Source organism: Citrobacter sp. JUb117, assembly GCF_024809055.1.
Taxonomy (GTDB): Bacteria; Pseudomonadota; Gammaproteobacteria; order Enterobacterales; family Enterobacteriaceae; genus Citrobacter; species Citrobacter gillenii.
Genome location: NZ_JANUFB010000009.1, coordinates 164,551 through 182,709, shown reverse-complemented (window position 1 = coordinate 182,709; position 18,159 = coordinate 164,551). Strand labels below are relative to the sequence as shown.

At 52.1% G+C, this 18,159-nt stretch carries 8 protein-coding genes; 3 read left to right on the top strand and 5 right to left on the bottom strand.

All coding sequences use genetic code 11. The features are described 5' to 3' along the window. Positions 1-15: 15 nt before the first annotated feature. Together M2374_RS19445 and M2374_RS19440 are read left to right on the top strand one after the other, a co-directional pair. Positions 16-8,220 carry an Ig-like domain-containing protein gene (locus M2374_RS19445; protein ID WP_259155711.1) on the top strand — a complete coding sequence of 2,735 codons (8,205 nt, stop codon included), beginning with the start codon at positions 16-18 and terminating at the stop codon, positions 8,218-8,220. A 65-nt stretch (positions 8,221-8,285) separates the two neighbouring features. After that, positions 8,286-8,537, top strand: a complete 252-nt coding sequence (locus M2374_RS19440; protein ID WP_370316670.1) for a hypothetical protein — start codon at positions 8,286-8,288, stop codon at positions 8,535-8,537. A 157-nt stretch (positions 8,538-8,694) separates the two neighbouring features. Here M2374_RS19440 and lapD read toward each other — a convergent pair whose 3' ends face one another. The 5 genes from lapD to M2374_RS19415 are packed head-to-tail and all read right to left on the bottom strand — an operon-like array spanning position 8,695 to position 15,328. Further along, a complete protein-coding gene (gene lapD, locus M2374_RS19435; RefSeq protein ID WP_181631916.1) occupies positions 8,695-10,629 on the bottom strand; it encodes a cyclic di-GMP receptor LapD in 1,935 nt (644 codons plus the stop codon). 9 nt (positions 10,630-10,638) lie between these two features. After that, on the bottom strand, positions 10,639-11,328 hold the full coding sequence (gene lapG, locus M2374_RS19430) for a cysteine protease LapG (protein WP_170974770.1): 690 nt from the start codon (positions 11,326-11,328) through the stop codon (positions 10,639-10,641). A 5-nt stretch (positions 11,329-11,333) separates the two neighbouring features. Continuing rightward, positions 11,334-12,227: a transporter substrate-binding domain-containing protein gene (locus M2374_RS19425; RefSeq protein ID WP_096755939.1), complete on the bottom strand. Its 894-nt coding sequence runs from the start codon at positions 12,225-12,227 to the stop codon at positions 11,334-11,336. Beyond that, the gene (locus M2374_RS19420; protein ID WP_181688820.1) at positions 12,211-13,143 is read right to left on the bottom strand and encodes a transporter substrate-binding domain-containing protein; all 933 of its coding nucleotides are present in this window, start codon (positions 13,141-13,143) and stop codon (positions 12,211-12,213) included. The genes M2374_RS19425 and M2374_RS19420 overlap by 17 nt, the downstream gene beginning before the upstream one ends. Continuing rightward, entirely contained in the window at positions 13,136-15,328 is a 2,193-nt protein-coding gene (locus M2374_RS19415) for a bifunctional diguanylate cyclase/phosphodiesterase (RefSeq protein WP_137399659.1), read from the bottom strand. Before M2374_RS19415 ends, M2374_RS19420 begins: the two co-directional genes overlap by 8 nt. Before the next feature lie 620 nt (positions 15,329-15,948). Between M2374_RS19415 and M2374_RS19410 the strand changes: the two genes are divergently transcribed. Further along, positions 15,949-18,141 carry an EAL domain-containing protein gene (locus M2374_RS19410; RefSeq protein ID WP_181624647.1) on the top strand — a complete coding sequence of 731 codons (2,193 nt, stop codon included), beginning with the start codon at positions 15,949-15,951 and terminating at the stop codon, positions 18,139-18,141. The last annotated feature ends 18 nt before the right edge of the window (positions 18,142-18,159 follow it).

The window sequence follows — 18,159 nt, the reverse complement described above, 5'->3', positions numbered from 1 at the left end:
ACCTTCAACGGCGTGGTGGTCACCGACGAACACGGGGCGCTGCGCTATCACGTGGCGGTGCCGACCTCAGCCCTCCACGAAGGGCGCAACGACGTTCAGGTCACCGTCACCGGCGTCGATACGGCAGGCAACACCGCGGTGGCGGTGCAGAACACCACGGTGGTACTGGACACCGAGGCGCACAACGCCATCAGTATTGATGATGTGACGGTCGATAATACGCTGAATTTTAATGAGCTATCGGCGAAAACGCGGACCATTACCGGTACCGTCAGCGGGGAAGATGCCCGGGCGGGTGACCGGGTAGATCTGGTCATCAACGGTCACGATTATCACGGGCGGGTGATCGACCTGGGCAACGGCAGCCTGGGCTACCGCATTGCGGTGGACTCCGCCGCCTTTGCGGACAACAGCGGCAAGGTGCTGAAAGATGTTGATGTGCACGCCAGCGTAGTCTCACAGGATGCGGCGGGTAACGTGGCGGTGGCGGTCAGCACCCACACCGTGCATATCGACAACTACGCTGAAAACGGAGTGGATATCCGCCCGGTGGCCACGGATGACGTGGTCAACAGCACAGAAAATCGTATGCCAACAATGATCAGTGGCAAGGTGGACGGACCGGACGCCAGGGCGGGCGATGTGGTGACCGTCAGCGTGCAGGGAAAGACGTTTACCGGCACAGTGGTGAATGACAACGGCCATCTGCGCTACGAGGTGGCGGTCCCGACGGGCACGCTGAAGGAAGGCCGTAACGGGGTGGTGGTGACTGTGGTCAGCCACGACAAGGCGGGGAATGAGGTCATCGCGCTGGATCACCGCACCGTGGTGCTGGACACCGAGGCACACAACGCCATCAGCATTGATGATGTGACGGCGGATAACATCCTGAACCGCAGCGAACTGTATATGCGTCATCAGGTGGTGACTGGCACCGTCAGCGGGGAAGATGCCCGGGCGGGCGACCGGGTGGATCTGCTCATCAACGGCCACGACTACCACGGGCGGGTGATCGATCTGGGCAACGGCAGCCTGGGCTACCGCATTGCGGTGGACTCCGCCGCCTTTGCGGACAACAGCGGCAAGGTGCTGAAAGATGTTGATGTGCACGCCAGCGTAGTCTCACAGGATGCGGCGGGTAACGAGGCGGTGGCGGTCAGCACCCACACCGTACATCTCGACAACTACGCTGAAAACGGAGTGGATATCCGCCCGGTGGCCACGGATGACGTGGTCAACGCCACAGAAAACCGCATGCCGACAATGATCAGCGGCAAGGTGGGCGGACCGGACGCCAGGGCGGGCGATGTGGTGACCGTCAGCGTGCAGGGACAGACGTTTACCGGCACGGTGGTGAATGACAACGGCCATCTGCGCTACGAAGTGGCGGTCCCGACGGGCACGCTGAAGGAAGGCCGTAACGGGGTGGTGGTGACGGTGCTCAGCCACGACAAGGCGGGGAATGAAGTGACCGCACAGGATCACCGTACCGTGGTGCTGGACACCGAGGCGCACAACGCCCTGACCATCGATGATGTGACGGCGGATAACATCCTGAACCGCAGCGAACTGTATATGCGTCATCAGGTGGTGACCGGTACCGTCAGCGGGGAAGATGCCCGGGCGGGCGACCGGGTGGATCTGGTCATCAACGGGCACGACTACCACGGGCGGGTGATCGATCTGGGCAACGGCAGCCTGGGCTACCGCATTGCGGTGGACTCCGCCGCCTTTGCGGACAACAGCGGCAAGGTGCTGAAAGATGTTGATGTGCACGCCAGCGTAGTCTCACAGGATGCGGCAGGTAACGAGGCGGTGGCGGTCAGCACCCACACCGTACATCTCGACAACTACGCCGAAAACCAGGTGCATATTGATAAAGTGGCCGTCGATGACATTATCAATATTAAAGAGTTTTCAGAAAACGGCGGCGTTACGCATATCACCGGAACAGTGACCGGTATTGACGCGAAAGCAGGCGATGTGGTGACGCTGGAGCTGAAAGGCGGATATACCCTTACAACGACGGTGATTGCGCTGGCGGGTGGTGGGTTAGGTTATAGCTTCCCGGTAAACACCCATATGCTGATAACGCATCCGGAGATTAACGTTACCGTGACCTCAACCGATGCGGCAGGTAACAGCGTCACCCATAGCGAGTCAAAAGCTATCGACTCGGATATGTACACACAGTCGCATATCACCATTGATGGCGTGACCGCTGATAACGTCATCAACATCAAGGAGTCGACGGACAATAACGGTCAGACGAAGATCAGCGGCACGGTGAGCGGAGATGCAAAACTGCATGACACCGTTGAGCTGATGATTGATGGTCATCGGTACTCTGGTTTTGTCGAAGCATTGCCTGGCGGGAATCTGGGGTATCACATCCTGGTGGATACCCAGTCGCTGGTTAACGATCCGGTGATTCATGCCCGTATCAACACCACCGATAATCACGGTAACGAAAGCACCGCCACGACAGAACGTACCGTTGGGCTCGATCTCAATGCCAGCGCCAGTATCGGTATTGATACCGTGGCAGGTGATGACATTATCAGTCATGCCGAATCTCTGCTGAACACGACGACGATAACAGGACCGGTCGGTGGCGATGCGAAACCTGGCGATGTTGTGACCTTAACGTTCAACAACCAGACCTGGCACGGTAGCGTGGTGGTGCTGGCGGACGGCTCGTTAGGCTACAGCATTCCGGTGAGCACCAAAAACCTGCCTGATGGTGTCGATCAGAACGTGCATGTTTCAATCTCCACCGTCGATGAACACGGTAATCAGTTAACCGTGTCCCACGATCATACGGTGCATATCGACCTGCATGCGGATGCGAAAATCACCATCGATAAGGTGACCGACGATAATGTGCTGAACCACTTTGAACTGGATAAGCCTAAACAGTTGGTGAGCGGTACGGTGGGCGGCGATGCACAGGTCGGTGATGCGGTGAACATTGAGATTAATGGTTACACGTTTACCGGCAAGGTTATCGACCTGGGTGGGGGTTCGCTGGGCTATCAAATTCCAGTTGATTCGGCTGCATTCAGCAATAACCAGGGTAATCAGGATATAAATGTCACCTTTACGGCAACGGTGACTTCCCACGATGCGGTGGGTAATGAAGTCACCATCGGCACTTCCCACACTGTTCATATCGACAACTATGCAAGGGCAGGGATCACTGTTGATACCGTAGCGGGTGACGATGTGCTCAATGGTGCAGAGGCTGCTCGACATACCACCGAGGTGATGGGTACCGTATCTGGCGATGTGAAATTCGGCGATAAGGTGCAGATCATCGTCAACGGGCATACCTACAATACAACCGTACAGCACTTACCTGAACATAATGGCGCACTGGGTTATAAACTGGATGTTCTGACCCGCGATCTGCTTAAAGACCCTCATATTATTGCCCAGGTCAATGGCGTGGATACTCCACACAATATTCAGCATATGCAGACGCCTCACGATCTGACGGTGGATCTGCACGCGAAAGCAATGCTGAGCATCGATCCCGTTACCGGCGATAACCGGGTGAACGGTGATGAATCTCACCAGCCGTTTACCTGGGTAACCGGAAAAGTCGCTGGTGATGTGCACGTCAATGATGTGGTGTATCTGACGGTGAAAGGCCACGTCCTGACAGGGAAAGTTGTCGATCTGGGCGGTGGAGTTCTCGGGTATAGCATCAAGGTCAGCACCGCTGATTTGCTGGCCGACCCGCACTTAACCGCCACCGTCAGCACCACCGATGCGGCGGGCAACGTGGCGAAAGCGGATGCCGAAACGACGGTGATTATTGATACGCGTGTCGACGCAGCAATCAAGATTGATACGGTAACGCCGGATAACACGCTTAACCGCGATGAGCAAATGCAGGGCCATACGCTGGTCAGCGGCACGGTTACCGGCGAAGTGCATCCGGGCGATCCGCTGGTGATGACAATCAACGGGCAGATTTATACCGGGGTGGTGGAAGACCTCGGCGGTAATAAAATGGGCTTCCATATTTCGGTGGCGACGTCCGATATTATCGCCAGCCCACATATCGATGTGTCGATGGATGTCACCGATGCGGCGCAAAACCATGCGCATATTACGGCACACCATAACGTGGGGCTGGATGATAAAGCCTACGCTGCAATCACTATCGACCCGGTCACCGGTGATAACGTTCTGAACGGTGCTGAGTTGCAGAAAACAACCACCGTAGTGAGCGGGACGGTGGGCGGTGACGCGAAGGCGGGCGATATTGTTCATCTCAATATCGGCGGACATCTGGTGGACACTCAAGTGATTCCGCTGCCGAATTTGGGCGGAACATTAGGCTATAGCGTCGATGTGGCCACCCAGTGGTTGCAGAACGATCCGCATATTACCGCCACCATTACCGCCACCGATCCGCATGGCAATAGTGCCACAGCGCAGGCGCAGGATGTCCTGACGATTGACGACCATGCTGTTGCTACGGTGCACATCAACCCTATCGTTACGGCGGATCACGATTCCGTCATCAACTATAACGAGGCGCATAACCCGCTGACAACCGTCACCGGGACGGTGGGCGGTGATGTGCTGGTGGGCGATTGGGTTGAGCTGACCGTCAACAATCAGGTCTATTACGCCCAGGTACAGGACAGCAACGGACAGCATACCTTTAGCGCGGATGTCTCCACGCTGGACTTGCTGTTGGATCCGCACATCCATGCGGAAGTGTCGGCCACAGACGCGGCAGGTAACGTGGCATATGGGCATGATGACCGTCCGGTAGTGATTGATACCCATGCCGATGCCAGGATTACGATTGATTCAATGACCACCGGTTTATTGCCTAACATGACGACCCCGCAGGATCTTGCTCCGGGCAGAAAACCTGACTATGTGATTGTCACCGGACATGTTGACCCAGATGCTAAGTTGAATGATGAGGTGATTCTTATTGTTGGGAATGGGATCCGATATACAACCCATGTCATTGAATTACCAAATCACATTCTGGGTTTTCAGGCCTCAGTGAGCACGGGTGATCTCGGTGATAACGGTAATATCACCGTTTCGATTACCACGCATGATGATCATGGTAATACCGCGACGGCAACGGACCACAAACTGATTGATCTGCCATGGACTCACAATCAGGCTGTCAGTGGGAATACGCCGTATATCATGCATAACCCGCCAGCGATCACTACGCCACCAACCGGCACTGGAACGTCAGCGCCGCATCAGCCGCATGTTCATCTGACCGTTGATAAGGTGACGGGTGATGATGTGCTGAACCACGATGAAGCACAAAAAACCACCACGCCGGTGCGCGGGCGGGTGACGGGGGATGTGCATGCCAACGACGTTGTCACCGTCACGGTGAACGGCGTGGACTACCACGGCAAGGTATTTGCGATTCCGGGGCTGTCAGGCGAATTTGGCTACCAGGTTGATGTTCCCTCAAATGTGCTTCAGGCACACCCGATGTTTGATGTCTCTGTTACCGTGACCGAGGGCAATCTGACGGGATCGGATACGCAGCACAAGGTTATTAGCATCGACACCGATAACCCTATCACTATCAACATGAACCCTGTGGCCAGCGATGATGTCATCAATGGCAAAGAAGCGCTTACAGGCAAAACGATGATAACGGGTACGGTTAAAGGCGAAGGGTTACACGATGGCAGCGTGGTGTCCTTACAGGTCAATGGCAATACCTTAACCACCGTGGTGCATAACAATAACGGCACGCTGGAGTGGTCAAAAGAGGTCAGCATTAATGACCTGCGCATCAACCCGACTATTGTTGCGACCGTAACCGGCACCGATGCGGCCGGGAACACGGTCACCGGGTCGACGGACCGACATGTCATCGTCGATCTGAACGCCGTTGCGGGAGTGACGATTGATAACATCACCGCTGATAACGTGCTCAACGCGCAGGAGTCTGACGTCACTGTGCATCCGACGACGACGGTGACGGGCTCCGTGACTGGCGATGTGAAGTCCGGCGATATCGTAACACTGGAAGTGGACAATCATACCTACACCGCGACGGTTGATAACCAGCTGCATTATTCGGTGGATATCGACACCCAACACCTGAACGCCGACCACTCAATTGTGGCGAAAGTCACTGGTCATGACGTTCACGGTAACGATCAGGACGCCAGCTACACGAAGAACTTTACGCGTGATACCACGGCGGCAGCGACGGTGACCATTAACACCGTCGGCGGTGACGATGTCATTAATGCGGATGAAGTGAAGGCAGGCCAGATTGAAGTCAGCGGCACCGTGGGTGGCGATGTGCATAAAGGCGATAAAGTGCATATCACCGTCAATAACATCACGGTGGATGCCGATGTGGTCGAACTGCCGCATATGAACGGACAACTGGGCTACTCCGCGTTAGTGAGCACCGCTGGTCTGCAAACCGATCCCACTATTTACGTTAGCGTGACGGGTGAAGATGCGGCGAAAAATACCCAGACTGCGAACAGTCAGAAACCGGTGACCATTGACACCAATGTGGTGGCAGAAATTCATCTGGATAAGGTGTCGGATGATGATGTGTTGAATAACGCGCAAACGAAACTTCAGCACACCAAAATCAGCGGCTATGTCACCGGTGATGTTGACGTTGGCGATCTGGTCACCATCAGGGTCGGCGGCAAAGACCTGGTGGCGAAAGTTACCAGCAGCGGCGGTAAAAAAGTGTTTAGCGTCGATGCCAGCACCGTGGATTTGGTCCATGACCAGAATATTACGGCACATGTGACCGCCCATGATGATGCGGGCAACCGTCAGGAAATCGATACTGCGAAAACCCTCACCATTGATCGGGAGGCGAAGGGGACGGTGGATATCGATAACGTCATTGCTGACAACGTCCTGAACCAGCAGGAGCTGCAGGCGCTGAAAACGACGATTACCGGTACTGTGGGAGGGGATGCGCAGAAAGGCGATCCGGTGGTTTTAACGATTGGTAACCGTACATTTAATGGTTCGGTGGACGTGCTGCCAAGCGGCAAGCTGGGCTATCAGATTGATGTGGATACCGATGTATTAAAAGCCAACACCAGTATTGATGCCAAAGTCACCGGCCAGGATGCGCCCGGCAACCCGTACAGCATCCATATATCCCATTCTTACGTGGTTGATGATCATGCCGAAGGTACGATTGTCATCAATAACGGTATTGCAGGGGATAACGCGGTAAACCAAACGGAATCTCAACACGACACCGTTATTTCTGGCGTCGTTACCGGTGATGCGAAAATGGGGGATAGCGTCACCCTGACGGTGAACAGTTTCTCCACAACGGTGAAGGTGACACAGGATCCGCACAGCAATAAATTGGTTTACGCAGTTGCGGTACCGACCAGCGCGCTGAATGAAGGCGATAACGACGTTCAGGTGAAAACCACGGTTAAGGATGCGGCAGGTAACACGCTGGATGTGACCGATCATAAAACCGTGGTGCTGGATACTCACGCTGATGCCACTATCGTGGTGGATAAAATCACCGGCGATAACCACATTTCGCAGGCAGAGTCGCAGAACGCGATCACCCACCTTACCGGTAGCGTGACCGGTGACGTGCATGATGGTGAACACATTACAGCGCGGGTCAATGGTCATCAGTACGATACGGTTATTCATCTGAATAATAACGAACTGCGTTATGACTTTGCGGTGGATACGTCGACCTTGCGTACCGGCCATAATCGCGTCAGCGTGATGGTTGAGGCGAACGATAACCACGGCAATACCACGACACATGCGCAAATGGCTGATGTCACCATGGAAGATCATGCGCCAGTGAAAGCGCATGCGGCAGACAAGGGACAGCACGCCGCAGCACAGCATGCGCTGCACAATCTGTTTGATGACAGCGCATTGTCTTTGTCATACGCGCCAGCGGCATCCGCGCACGGACAGGCGGCAGCCGTACTGGGTCCTGACGATAAAGCGAAGGCCGTGCTCGATAAAGTCGACCTGAGCGATTTGGCCCGTGAGCTGCATGAAGGCGTTGATATTGCGAAGTACATTCAAAGCGGCGGCGATCATCATCTGATTGCCAGCCCGGCGAAGGTTGCGCATGGCATTGACACGGCAGTCTCCACACCGTTGAGTAGCGATGTGCATGCGTCAACGTACTCGCTGGATCACCTGATCGCCAAACCGGAACAAAATCACTCTCACTAACGGAAGCTGACTGCCCTGTGTACACGGGGCAGTCGCGTCACGACATATTAATCTAAGGCAACAAGATGAATGCTGTTCCACCTGATGAACACGGCACTGAAATAGACAACCAACAGTTCCTGGCCATGCTGCAAAAGAGCGACCTGGAGATGGTGCGCGTATTGGATGACTTGATTTACCTGTTGATCCGTAAAGGCGTTATAGCGATTACCGATCTACCGCCGATGGCGCAGGTTAAATTAATGAATCGCGCGAACGCGCGTCAGGAACTCGGAGGGTTAGAACAACTGCTCGGTAACGATGACCGAATTTTTTAACGGCAACAGACAGCCTGCAGACAACGTAGAAAATGCCCGGTGGCGCAGGCTTACCGGGCCTACAAAAATCATAACTATTTGATTTTATAGGCCAGATAAGCGAAGCGCTATCCGGCAAAAGCAAGCAAAACAACGGTGCCCAGACGGCCTGTTTTCATCACAGCGGTGCGGGCTCGCCTAACAGCTGTCCCATTGCGCCATCCACGCCCAATTCCTGCAACACCTTAAGCTCACCTGCGGTTTCAACGCGCTCGGCAATCAGCGGTAAATCAATACTGCGGGTGGCGTTACAGAGCACTTCAATAAACAAGCGCTTATCTTTTTCTTTGTCGATATGGCGGATATAGCTGCTGTCGATTTTCAGATACGCCAGGCCCCACTGTGACAGATGACCAATCATATCGAAGCGACTGCCGAAGTGTTGCAGGCCCAGCGAGCAGCGATATTGACTTACGGCTTTAACAAACATCGCCATTTGGTTCGGCCCAGGTAGCTGGTTTTCATCCAGCTCGAGAATTAACCGACCGGCCAGCTTTGGTGCGTATTTCAGCGGATTTAACAGGTCGGAAATGGCGCGAGCACTGGTTACTGAACTGCCTGAAATACTCAGCGCTAACTTACCGGGGGCGATTATCAGCTGATTTAAGGTCAGTTTTAACATGACCTTGTCCAGACGATGGCTCCAGCCAAAGCGGTGGATCCACGGCAGGAAACGACCGGCGTTAATGGTATTGCCCTGCTCATCAACAATGCGCGACAGCACTTTGTAATGCAGGATTTTATCCGGCTGATGACAATCGACCACGGGCTGATACACCAGCTGAAATTGCTGATTCTCCAGCGCGTGCTCCAGACGCACAAACCATAAATGCTGATCTTCGCTCGCTGTGGCGACCTCTGTCGTCGGCACGACCTGGTGGTCGGTATGCGTTTCCGCTTCGACCAGCAGACGATCGGCCTGAATCAACAACGACTGCGGACTGTCTCCGGCGCTGAAGGGCACCATGCTGCAGTAGGCGACCGGCTGTTGATCTGACATTCCGGTGGCATAAAATGCCGTCAGTTTTTGCGTCAGCGAAGTACGCAGTTCCAGCATCTCACCGTGCGTGACGCCGGGGCAGAGCAGGGCGAACTCGCCGCCCCGAATGCGGGCGAGCGTGCTGTCGAGCGGCGCGTATTTGGCTTTGTGTGCATTCAACAGGTTGGCGATATTCAGCAACAGCTTATCGGTATGTGGACCGCCAAAACGCTGGTTCAGCCCCCCCAAATCCTGAACGCGAACCAACATCAAATAGCCCGGTGCGGTATCCGCATCGCTCAGTCGCGCCTGCAACTGCATATCAAATGCGCGGCGGTTGGCAATACCGGTCTGGCTGTCGAGATAGGCCTCATTGTGCAGGCGCTCGCTGTAGATAGCCTGCTCTTCAAAGAGTGATTTCAGCTTGGTCGCCATCAGGTTCATGGCTGCGACGACCCGGCGCAGTTCCGGCGTTTTTGGCAGTTCAGGCAGCGTCAGGAATTCGCGACGGGTAATCGCTTCTGATTGTTTCGCCAGATAGTTAAGCGGGCGCAGCAGTTTACGCAACAGCATAACCCCCGCCAGCAGGCAGGCCAGACTACAGGACAGCATCCACACCAAATTGCCTACAGTGCTGCTCCACAAACGTTGCACCGCAAAGATGGGGTCACTGGTGACCTCCACGCGGGCGGCCTGCTGCCAACCGCGCATAATGGTGGCATTGCCCGTTTGCGGGACCACATCCACCAGATCAACAAACCAGCCGGGTACATCCGGGATTGACGCCGCCGCGTGACGTTCCAGCATCGTTGTACCGTTGGTCAGATCGACGATGCGGATTTTTTGATAGTAACCACTATCAAAAATAGAGCTCACCATCAGCTCGATCATCGCCGGATCGTTGACGTTCGGTGTGAGTGAAACCCCCAGAGCCGTTGCCGCATCCTGGGCATGCGCCAGCAGCTGGTTGTTGTATTGATGGCGGGAGCTTTCCAGCGTCACAATAAAACTGCCGCTGAAGACAATCATCATGAAAAGAGAAATAGAAAAAAGTAACTGTTTAAAAAGTGACACTGACGTTCCCTATTTATCTATCGGGAAGCCTTCTTCCCGCATTTTGGTGAATACTTGCTGCCAGCGAGAAAGTCTCTTGCTGTCTCCAATACGTTTTGTGTTCTGGTTGCCCGGCAGCCACAGGCCGCTATCGTTAAATGAGTACACCGGTAATAAATCCTGACGCTGGCTGGCCGGTGAAAGGGTGTTTGTCAGACTATCGAGAACCAGAGGGATGGCGTCAGGCGTGGCATACCAGGTCAGTACCATATGTGCGCGGTTTAAACGTAGGGCTTTAACGTAAGTGATACGCAGCTTCTCTTCGGAAACGCCCAACTGCCGCAGCGTGAAATATTTCGCGATGGCGTAGTCTTCGCAGTCCGCTTTACCCTGGCGCAGGGATTCCACCGGCGTCGCCCAGTAATCGACGTTGTGCCAGACGTCGCTATCCTCGGCGTAACGGAGCTGGGTATTAAAAAACAGATTTACCGCGCGCAGCTGTGTTTGCTCATCGGCATGGCGCAGTTGAATTAAGAGCTTTTGCCAGGCGTTGATGCGCTGTTGTGCCGCAGCGCTGGCGGGGCCATAGAGGACATCGGACTTCTGCATGATGGTGGCAAAATCCCACGCCGCGCGCAGCGAATTGACCATCAATAGCAACAACAGCGCCCCAGGGATCTGCCAGAGGCGAAGTAAGCGAGTGAGTGAACAGACGCTTATTTTTTTCAAGGGTGATGCTGACACGGTGTAGGAGGTTGATTTCCCGTATGTTTACAGGCATAAGGCGCCAGCCATTTTTTGCGCAGCTGTACATTAATAGGGGAAGCGAAAATGGTTTTCAGTGAACTGTCGATGAACGCCACAAACTGCGGATCGTTTTTGCGCATCATAATGGCATAGTGCATATCCGCGCCGATGGTTTCGGCTGACACGCTGAATGTGTCAGGCAGTTCACTCTGATTAATCAGCGGCCAGGCCAGGATATCATCGATAAACAGCGCTGCAGATTCATTCTGCGCCATTTTATTAAACGCCCCGTTTATCGTGGTAGTGGTTATTGTTGAAATATTAAGATGCTGTTCCCGGTTCGCCTTGTTGAATTCCAGCAAATCTTTTGAACTACCTGTCAGGCTAACCGTTCGTCCTTTTAAGTCAGCCAGGGAATGGATATTATTTTTACGTAAAGAGATGATGCGCATTTTCGCGATGTAGTAGTTAACGGAAAATGAAACGCTGGAGGTCCGCTCTGGCGCGTTAGTATTTACGCCACAGTCCATGTCTATTTTACGTGTTTTTAATGCAGAAAAGCGTTCCGCAAAATTCACCGGAATATAATGAATGGTTAAGTTATTGAGCTTGAGATACTGCCGCAGTTTGTCCGCAATCAGGTTACACACCGCAATGGTATACCCCGTTACCTTGCCGTTTTGGTCGGTAAAGGAAAACGGCGGCAGCTGGCGATAACCCACGTTCAGTACGCTGCTGATTTGTATGTGTTCCAGCGTGGCGGCATTCTGCTGCGCCATCAACACAGGGGACACGGTGAGGCCAGCCAGTAAAATCAGCCCCTGCGCCACACGTTTTATCCGGGCCATCTCATGCTTAATTATATTTTTCATAATCAAAACCGATCTTCTTTTTTGCTGACGTTAATGCTTTCAGATTATCTGACATGGGAATATTTAAATTGATGGCTTTCGGCGGTATTGGAGACTGAAACCATTTATTGTACAAGGTCGTAAACTCACCGCTGGTCATCAGAGAAGATAACGTGTCATCCACAAAAGCTTTAAATTCTTTATCGTGTAAAGGGAGCAGCAGCCCCGCCGGAAGTGGCGCACTGAGCGCAATACGGGATAGCATATATTCATCCGGGTTGGCGGCCTGCGCAATCATCCCTTTTAATAATACAGTGCTGGAAATCAGCGCCGGATAGGCGCCGCTCTGAACGCCATTGAAGGCGACGTTGTTGTTAGTATCCAGCTCAATATTAATGTTAAGCGCGTTGGCGGTATTAATTTTCTGTAGTTGCTCAACGTAAACTGTGCCGCTTTTTACCAGCACGCTGTGCCCGGAAAGTGCTTGTAGATTGCCATTATAATCATTCCTACGCATCACATAGCGAGTGCTGGAAAAGTAAAATGGTAATGAGAATTCGCTAATGCTGTGGCGACCCTTCGAATAAAAAGCCGGAATGCACATGATATCGGCCATGTGTTTTTTAATGAGCACAAACTGAGATGCCGAGTTTGCGCGCACCCATTGCGTTTTCAATGTTTTAAGCTGCAGTTTGGTTTTCAGCGCAGCGACGATATTTTTACAGATATCAATGGAATAGCCAGCAGGTGACGTGCCTTCCTGGTACGAGAAAGGAAAGGCATCATCCTGGTAACCGAGGGTGATAGTTTTCATACTGGCAATCTTCTCCAGCGTGCGCTGCTCGGGCGAAACATCCGTCGCGCAGCGTGCAGAGAAGGGGATTAACAGCGCAGCGGCAAGCACAATACGCGTTGTCAAACGCAGGCGATTAGTCATGCATAACCTCTTCTGCAAGGGCTTCATCGGCAAAAGCAGACAACACGTCACGCTCGCGCAGCGGATAGCTGAAGAAATATCCCTGCACATGTTGGCACTTAATTTTGCGCAAAATGTTGCGCTGGAGCGGTGTTTCCACCCCTTCCGCGGTGACGGAGATATTGTACTTTTGCGCGAACTGGATAAGCATCACAATCAAGTACTGGCTGGCATTATCCTGCTCTAATTTATCGATAAGCGTGCGGGCAATCTTGATGCGCGTGAAGGGGTAGACCAGCAAATAGTCCAGCGCGGCGTAGCCTGTTCCCAGATCGTCCATTGCGATGTCGATCCCCATCGCGCGGATCTCTTTCAGTACCGGGAGGGCAATAGACTGATCCAGTTTCTCGGATTCGGTGATTTCAATTTCGAGTCGATTGGCTGACAGTTGGCTGGTGCGTAACGCTTCTTTGATGACGTCGACCAGCCCTGGGCTGTGTAGCTGGTTGGCTGACACATTGACGGCAATGCGGATGTGTTCCGGCCATTTTGCGGCGACGGCGCAAGACTGGCGAATGACCCATTCACCTAAACGCACAATCAGGCCCGAGCTTTCAGCAATATTGATAAAGTAATCCGGGTAAATCAGCCCTTTCGTCGGGTGATTCCAGCGGATCAGAGATTCGTAGCCGTGAACCGTTTCATCCTGCAGATTAACGATGGGCTGGTAGTAAAGTTCGAACTGCTCGTTATCAATACCATCAATAATTTCCTGATTAATGAACAGGCTGTGGCTCTGTTTCATCACCATGCCGTCTTCGAAGAAATGGAAGCAACCGCGGCCATGGTGCTTGGAGGCATACATGGCCAGATCGGCATTGATCATCAATGTTGAGGTATTATTGCCCTGATAAGGTGCGCTGGTAATGCCAATGCTGCAACTGATAGAGAACGTGTGGGTGCTCCAGCTAAACGGTGTGCTCAGCGCGCGGAGAATACGTTTCGCCAGCCGGTTCGCCTCTTTAACGGCGTTGTCGCTGACCTGTTGCAGAATCGCAAACTCATCCCCGCCCAGACGTGCCGCCATATCGTTTGGCCCCAGCAATAATTGCAGGCGCTGCGCCACGTTGATTAACACTTCATCGCCGGCTTTATGGCCGAAGGTGTCGTTTACCGGCTTGAAGTTGTCGAGGTCAATCAACAGCAGGTTGAACGGTTTCTCTGCCTGCTGGACTTCACTGACGCGTTTATCCAGCGCCAGTCCGAAAGAGACGCGATTGGGTAAGCCTGTCAGCGAATCATGATGGGCCATATGCTCCATTTTTTGTGACATCTCATGCATACGCTGTAGATAGCCGCGTTCTTTCATCGCGACGCGCAATTTTTCAATGGCGCTGGCGAGATGTCCAATCTCATCATCCTGGTCAAGATAGGGGGTGACAGAGTCGGTTTCTTCGCGGGCAATGCGGGTAATGGAGTTAATCAGCAACGGAACCGGGCGGAACAGACGGCGCATGAACAGCGTCACCAGCGTCAGCGTTGCCAGTAAAATGAGGACGAAAATGATACTGCTTTTTTTCAACATCGCATCATAGGCAGCGTACAGATCACTCTTCTTACCAATGCTGCTTATCAGGCTGCCGAGGATTTCACCTGAGGGCGTCAGAACAGGGACGGCGCTGATGAAGCACGCTTCGCCGTTGATCTGGGCAAATCCGATATAGTCGTTGACCAGCACATCGCGTGGCAAACGCCCGGCGAAGGAGATTACCCCGTCGCCCTCTTCCGACTTATTGTTGATGCCCACGAAACCTTTATCGGGCGTATACAGGAACATCCAGGTGGGATTGTGCGTTTGCGCTGAGGCCAGTGCCAGAACGTCTACCGGGTTATAGCCGGTCTGAATAATGGAGTCGGTATCGCCAAGCTGTCTGTCCGAGACAATACGGGATATTTGCCCCGTGTCGCGGGTTTCAACCGAAACGGTGGTATACACGCTGCGGATGATGTAGGTCATGATCTGGGCGTTGGCTTCTGCTCTCTGTACCCACTGCTGATAAGAAAAGTTGTCGATCAGGCTCCAACTGGTAAAGGCACCAGCACCAAACGCAATAATGATCCCCGCCAGCAAAAACTGTGTTATTTTGCCGGTGATCGAATGTTGCCATCCTTTTATTGCCTTTAGGGAAAACAGAGACGTGGCCACGGATTCTTTTTAATTCCTGAAAATACACATATATGCTGAATTAAATTTTTTTATGACTTAATGAAATAACAGTATGGGTATTTTTGTTACAAGTAAGTAGATGAAAGGTGTGAAACTCTCAGGTACAACATTTAATTAACACTGGAGCTGAATGGCTAACGATAAAATAACGGTGTATAAATATAAGGATCGCTGTACATTTCGTCAACAGGTAAAAATGTACATTAAAACACAATTTCATTCAGTGGTGATGTGTCATATTAATGTTGACATTAATACCTGTAAGGAATGTTTTTTGTACACACGTTAAAGATGTGCGATGGATACGCTGACGGCGCTGTATTTTTACACTATTAATCAATTGATTAGGTGGCTTATTAACTGGTGAGATAAAAATAAAAATATCATGATATGTCCATTTTTATCTATAAATGATGGTTTATTTTCTGATGCGATATGAATAAGATGCACGCTTCAATGTAGAACCTTTTTTATTTTCTCAGTGTGCGGTTAATGTCATCAATTTTACAATGGTTAATGACTGGCCCAAATGGATTTGTTTGCGACATTAGAATCTGGATTAAAGTCCTATTGGTATAGTGTATAGCGGATAAATTGATTTGGACGCAATAATAAATACAAACACTGCAAAAATCACTCGTGAATGGTGTCTGCCGCTTGCTATTCCTGGCCTTTTTTATCCACTGGCACACTATCTTAACGGTTACTGCATTCTTAATAATACTCTATTAACCGTTTACGATCTCAAATTAGCCGTATTTTCCGCCGCATTGGTTCTCTTTGGTTATCGGGTTCTGCCGGGGATAATGCTGTTTCTGGCGGTGATGTTTTGGGTTGGTCCTGCAGGCGAACACGTGGATGCGTTGTGTCTGACGGCGGCATCGACGCTGAGCTATGCCATTTATCGTAAAGTGACGGGCAGACGCAGTAGCGCCAGCTTTAGCCGGATCACCATCAGCCTGAATCGTATGATTTGGCTCTGCGGCTACAACATTTTGCTGTATCTGCTTTTCAGCAAAATTTTCGCCTTTGTGGTTCCCCACAGTCAGCGATCGGATGTGGCGAACCTGCATATTATGAGTCTGGAAATGCTGGTGCGTGTCCAGGGACTTGCTAACGGTTGCCTGACGGGGATCCCCTTTTTCTACAAAGCATTTCGCATCCTGCGCCGACCGTCCTGGTTGTTTACCTTTATTAAGTCGATCGGCGAACAATGCAAAGGCAATGTCACGGTATACGGCGTCATGGCGTGGTGTACCGTGCTTATTGGTCTGATGCTATGTTTAACGTCGCCCTATAACTCGAATATTTTCTTCTCATTCTACAGCCTGATCCTGCTTTTCCCGTTGATGCTGTGGGGAGCTATTAAGATTGGCCACTCATTTACGATGCTGGTGTGGACGGTGGTATTAATTATTCTGGGCAAGCATAACGATAATTATATCGCCAGCGATGAGAGTTTCATGCTGCACCAGGCTATGGTTTCAACGCTTATTTTTATCTTTTCACTCACCATTGTGATTATGGGCGCGCTGGCAAAATTTACCCGTCAACGATTTAGCCAGGCGCTGATATTAGGTCTGACCGACCCGATGACGGGCATGGCAAACTTGCGTGCGCTGAAGACGGAGCTGTTTACGACCGAGCATGCGACGGTGTGCCTGATTCAACTCCCCGAACTGGAGCTTTTTTCCCGTCGCTACGGTTTTCATTTTCGTACCCGTTATCAGAAAATTTTGGCTGAGCATTTGCAAAAGCACTTGGTCGAAAGTGAGAAGGTCTATTATCACGCCGGTTATGATCTGCTGATCAGGCTGGAAAATTGTACCTGGGAGCGGTTGTGTGATTTATACCAGGCTGCTAACGGTTTTCGCCTTTTTCATAATAATCAGCGGCTGGGGTTTCGCAGTGGTTTGGGCTATTGCCTGATTCACGATGTGAGCGATGACATCTATCAGTTGGTGGGGAAACTGGGCATGGTCGCGGGGTTGTCTCTGACCAACGGCAGACCCGAAAACTTGGAAACGCAACATAGCCGCATGCTTGGCAACCATATTGTGGATAAAACCGATATTCGCACGGCGTTGCAAAATGCGTTGGATAACAATGCGTTTGTGCTGATGGCCCAGCCTATTGTCAGCACCCAGGGCGAAGAACACTATCATGAAATATTGATCCGCATGTTAAACGATAAGGGTGAGTTTATTTCGCCAAACAGTTTCCTGCCGGTGGCGCATGATGCGGGGCTGGCACCGGAAATCGATTTATGGGTCATCGAAAATACGCTCAAAGCCATGTGTCACCATCCACAGCGTTGCTTTTCTATTAACCTGGCACCGGTGACGGTGTGTCGTTCAAATATTGTCTCGAAGATCACCCAGCTCTTACAGGAATACGCCGTCGCGCCGCAGCGAATTATTTTTGAGATTACCGAAGCGGATACGCTGTCCGATAAACAACAAACCGTAGAAACGCTGCGTTTAATTCGCCAATTAGGCTGCCGAGTGGCGATTGATGATTTTGGTACCGGGTTCGCCAGCCATGCGCGTTTGATGAATATCGAGGCGGACATTTTGAAAATTGATGGCTCGTTTATTCGGCGGATCACGGAAAGTGAAATCAGCTACTACATCGTTGAATCATTCTGCCGCGTTGCCGAAATGAAAAACATGCAAGTCGTCGCCGAATTTGTGGAAAACGCCAGTATTCAGGCATGCCTGGAGCAAATGAACGTGGGGTGGTTGCAGGGATATCACATTGGTAAGCCGACACCGCTGCTCACGCTGAAATAGCGTGGCGCCAGCACAATT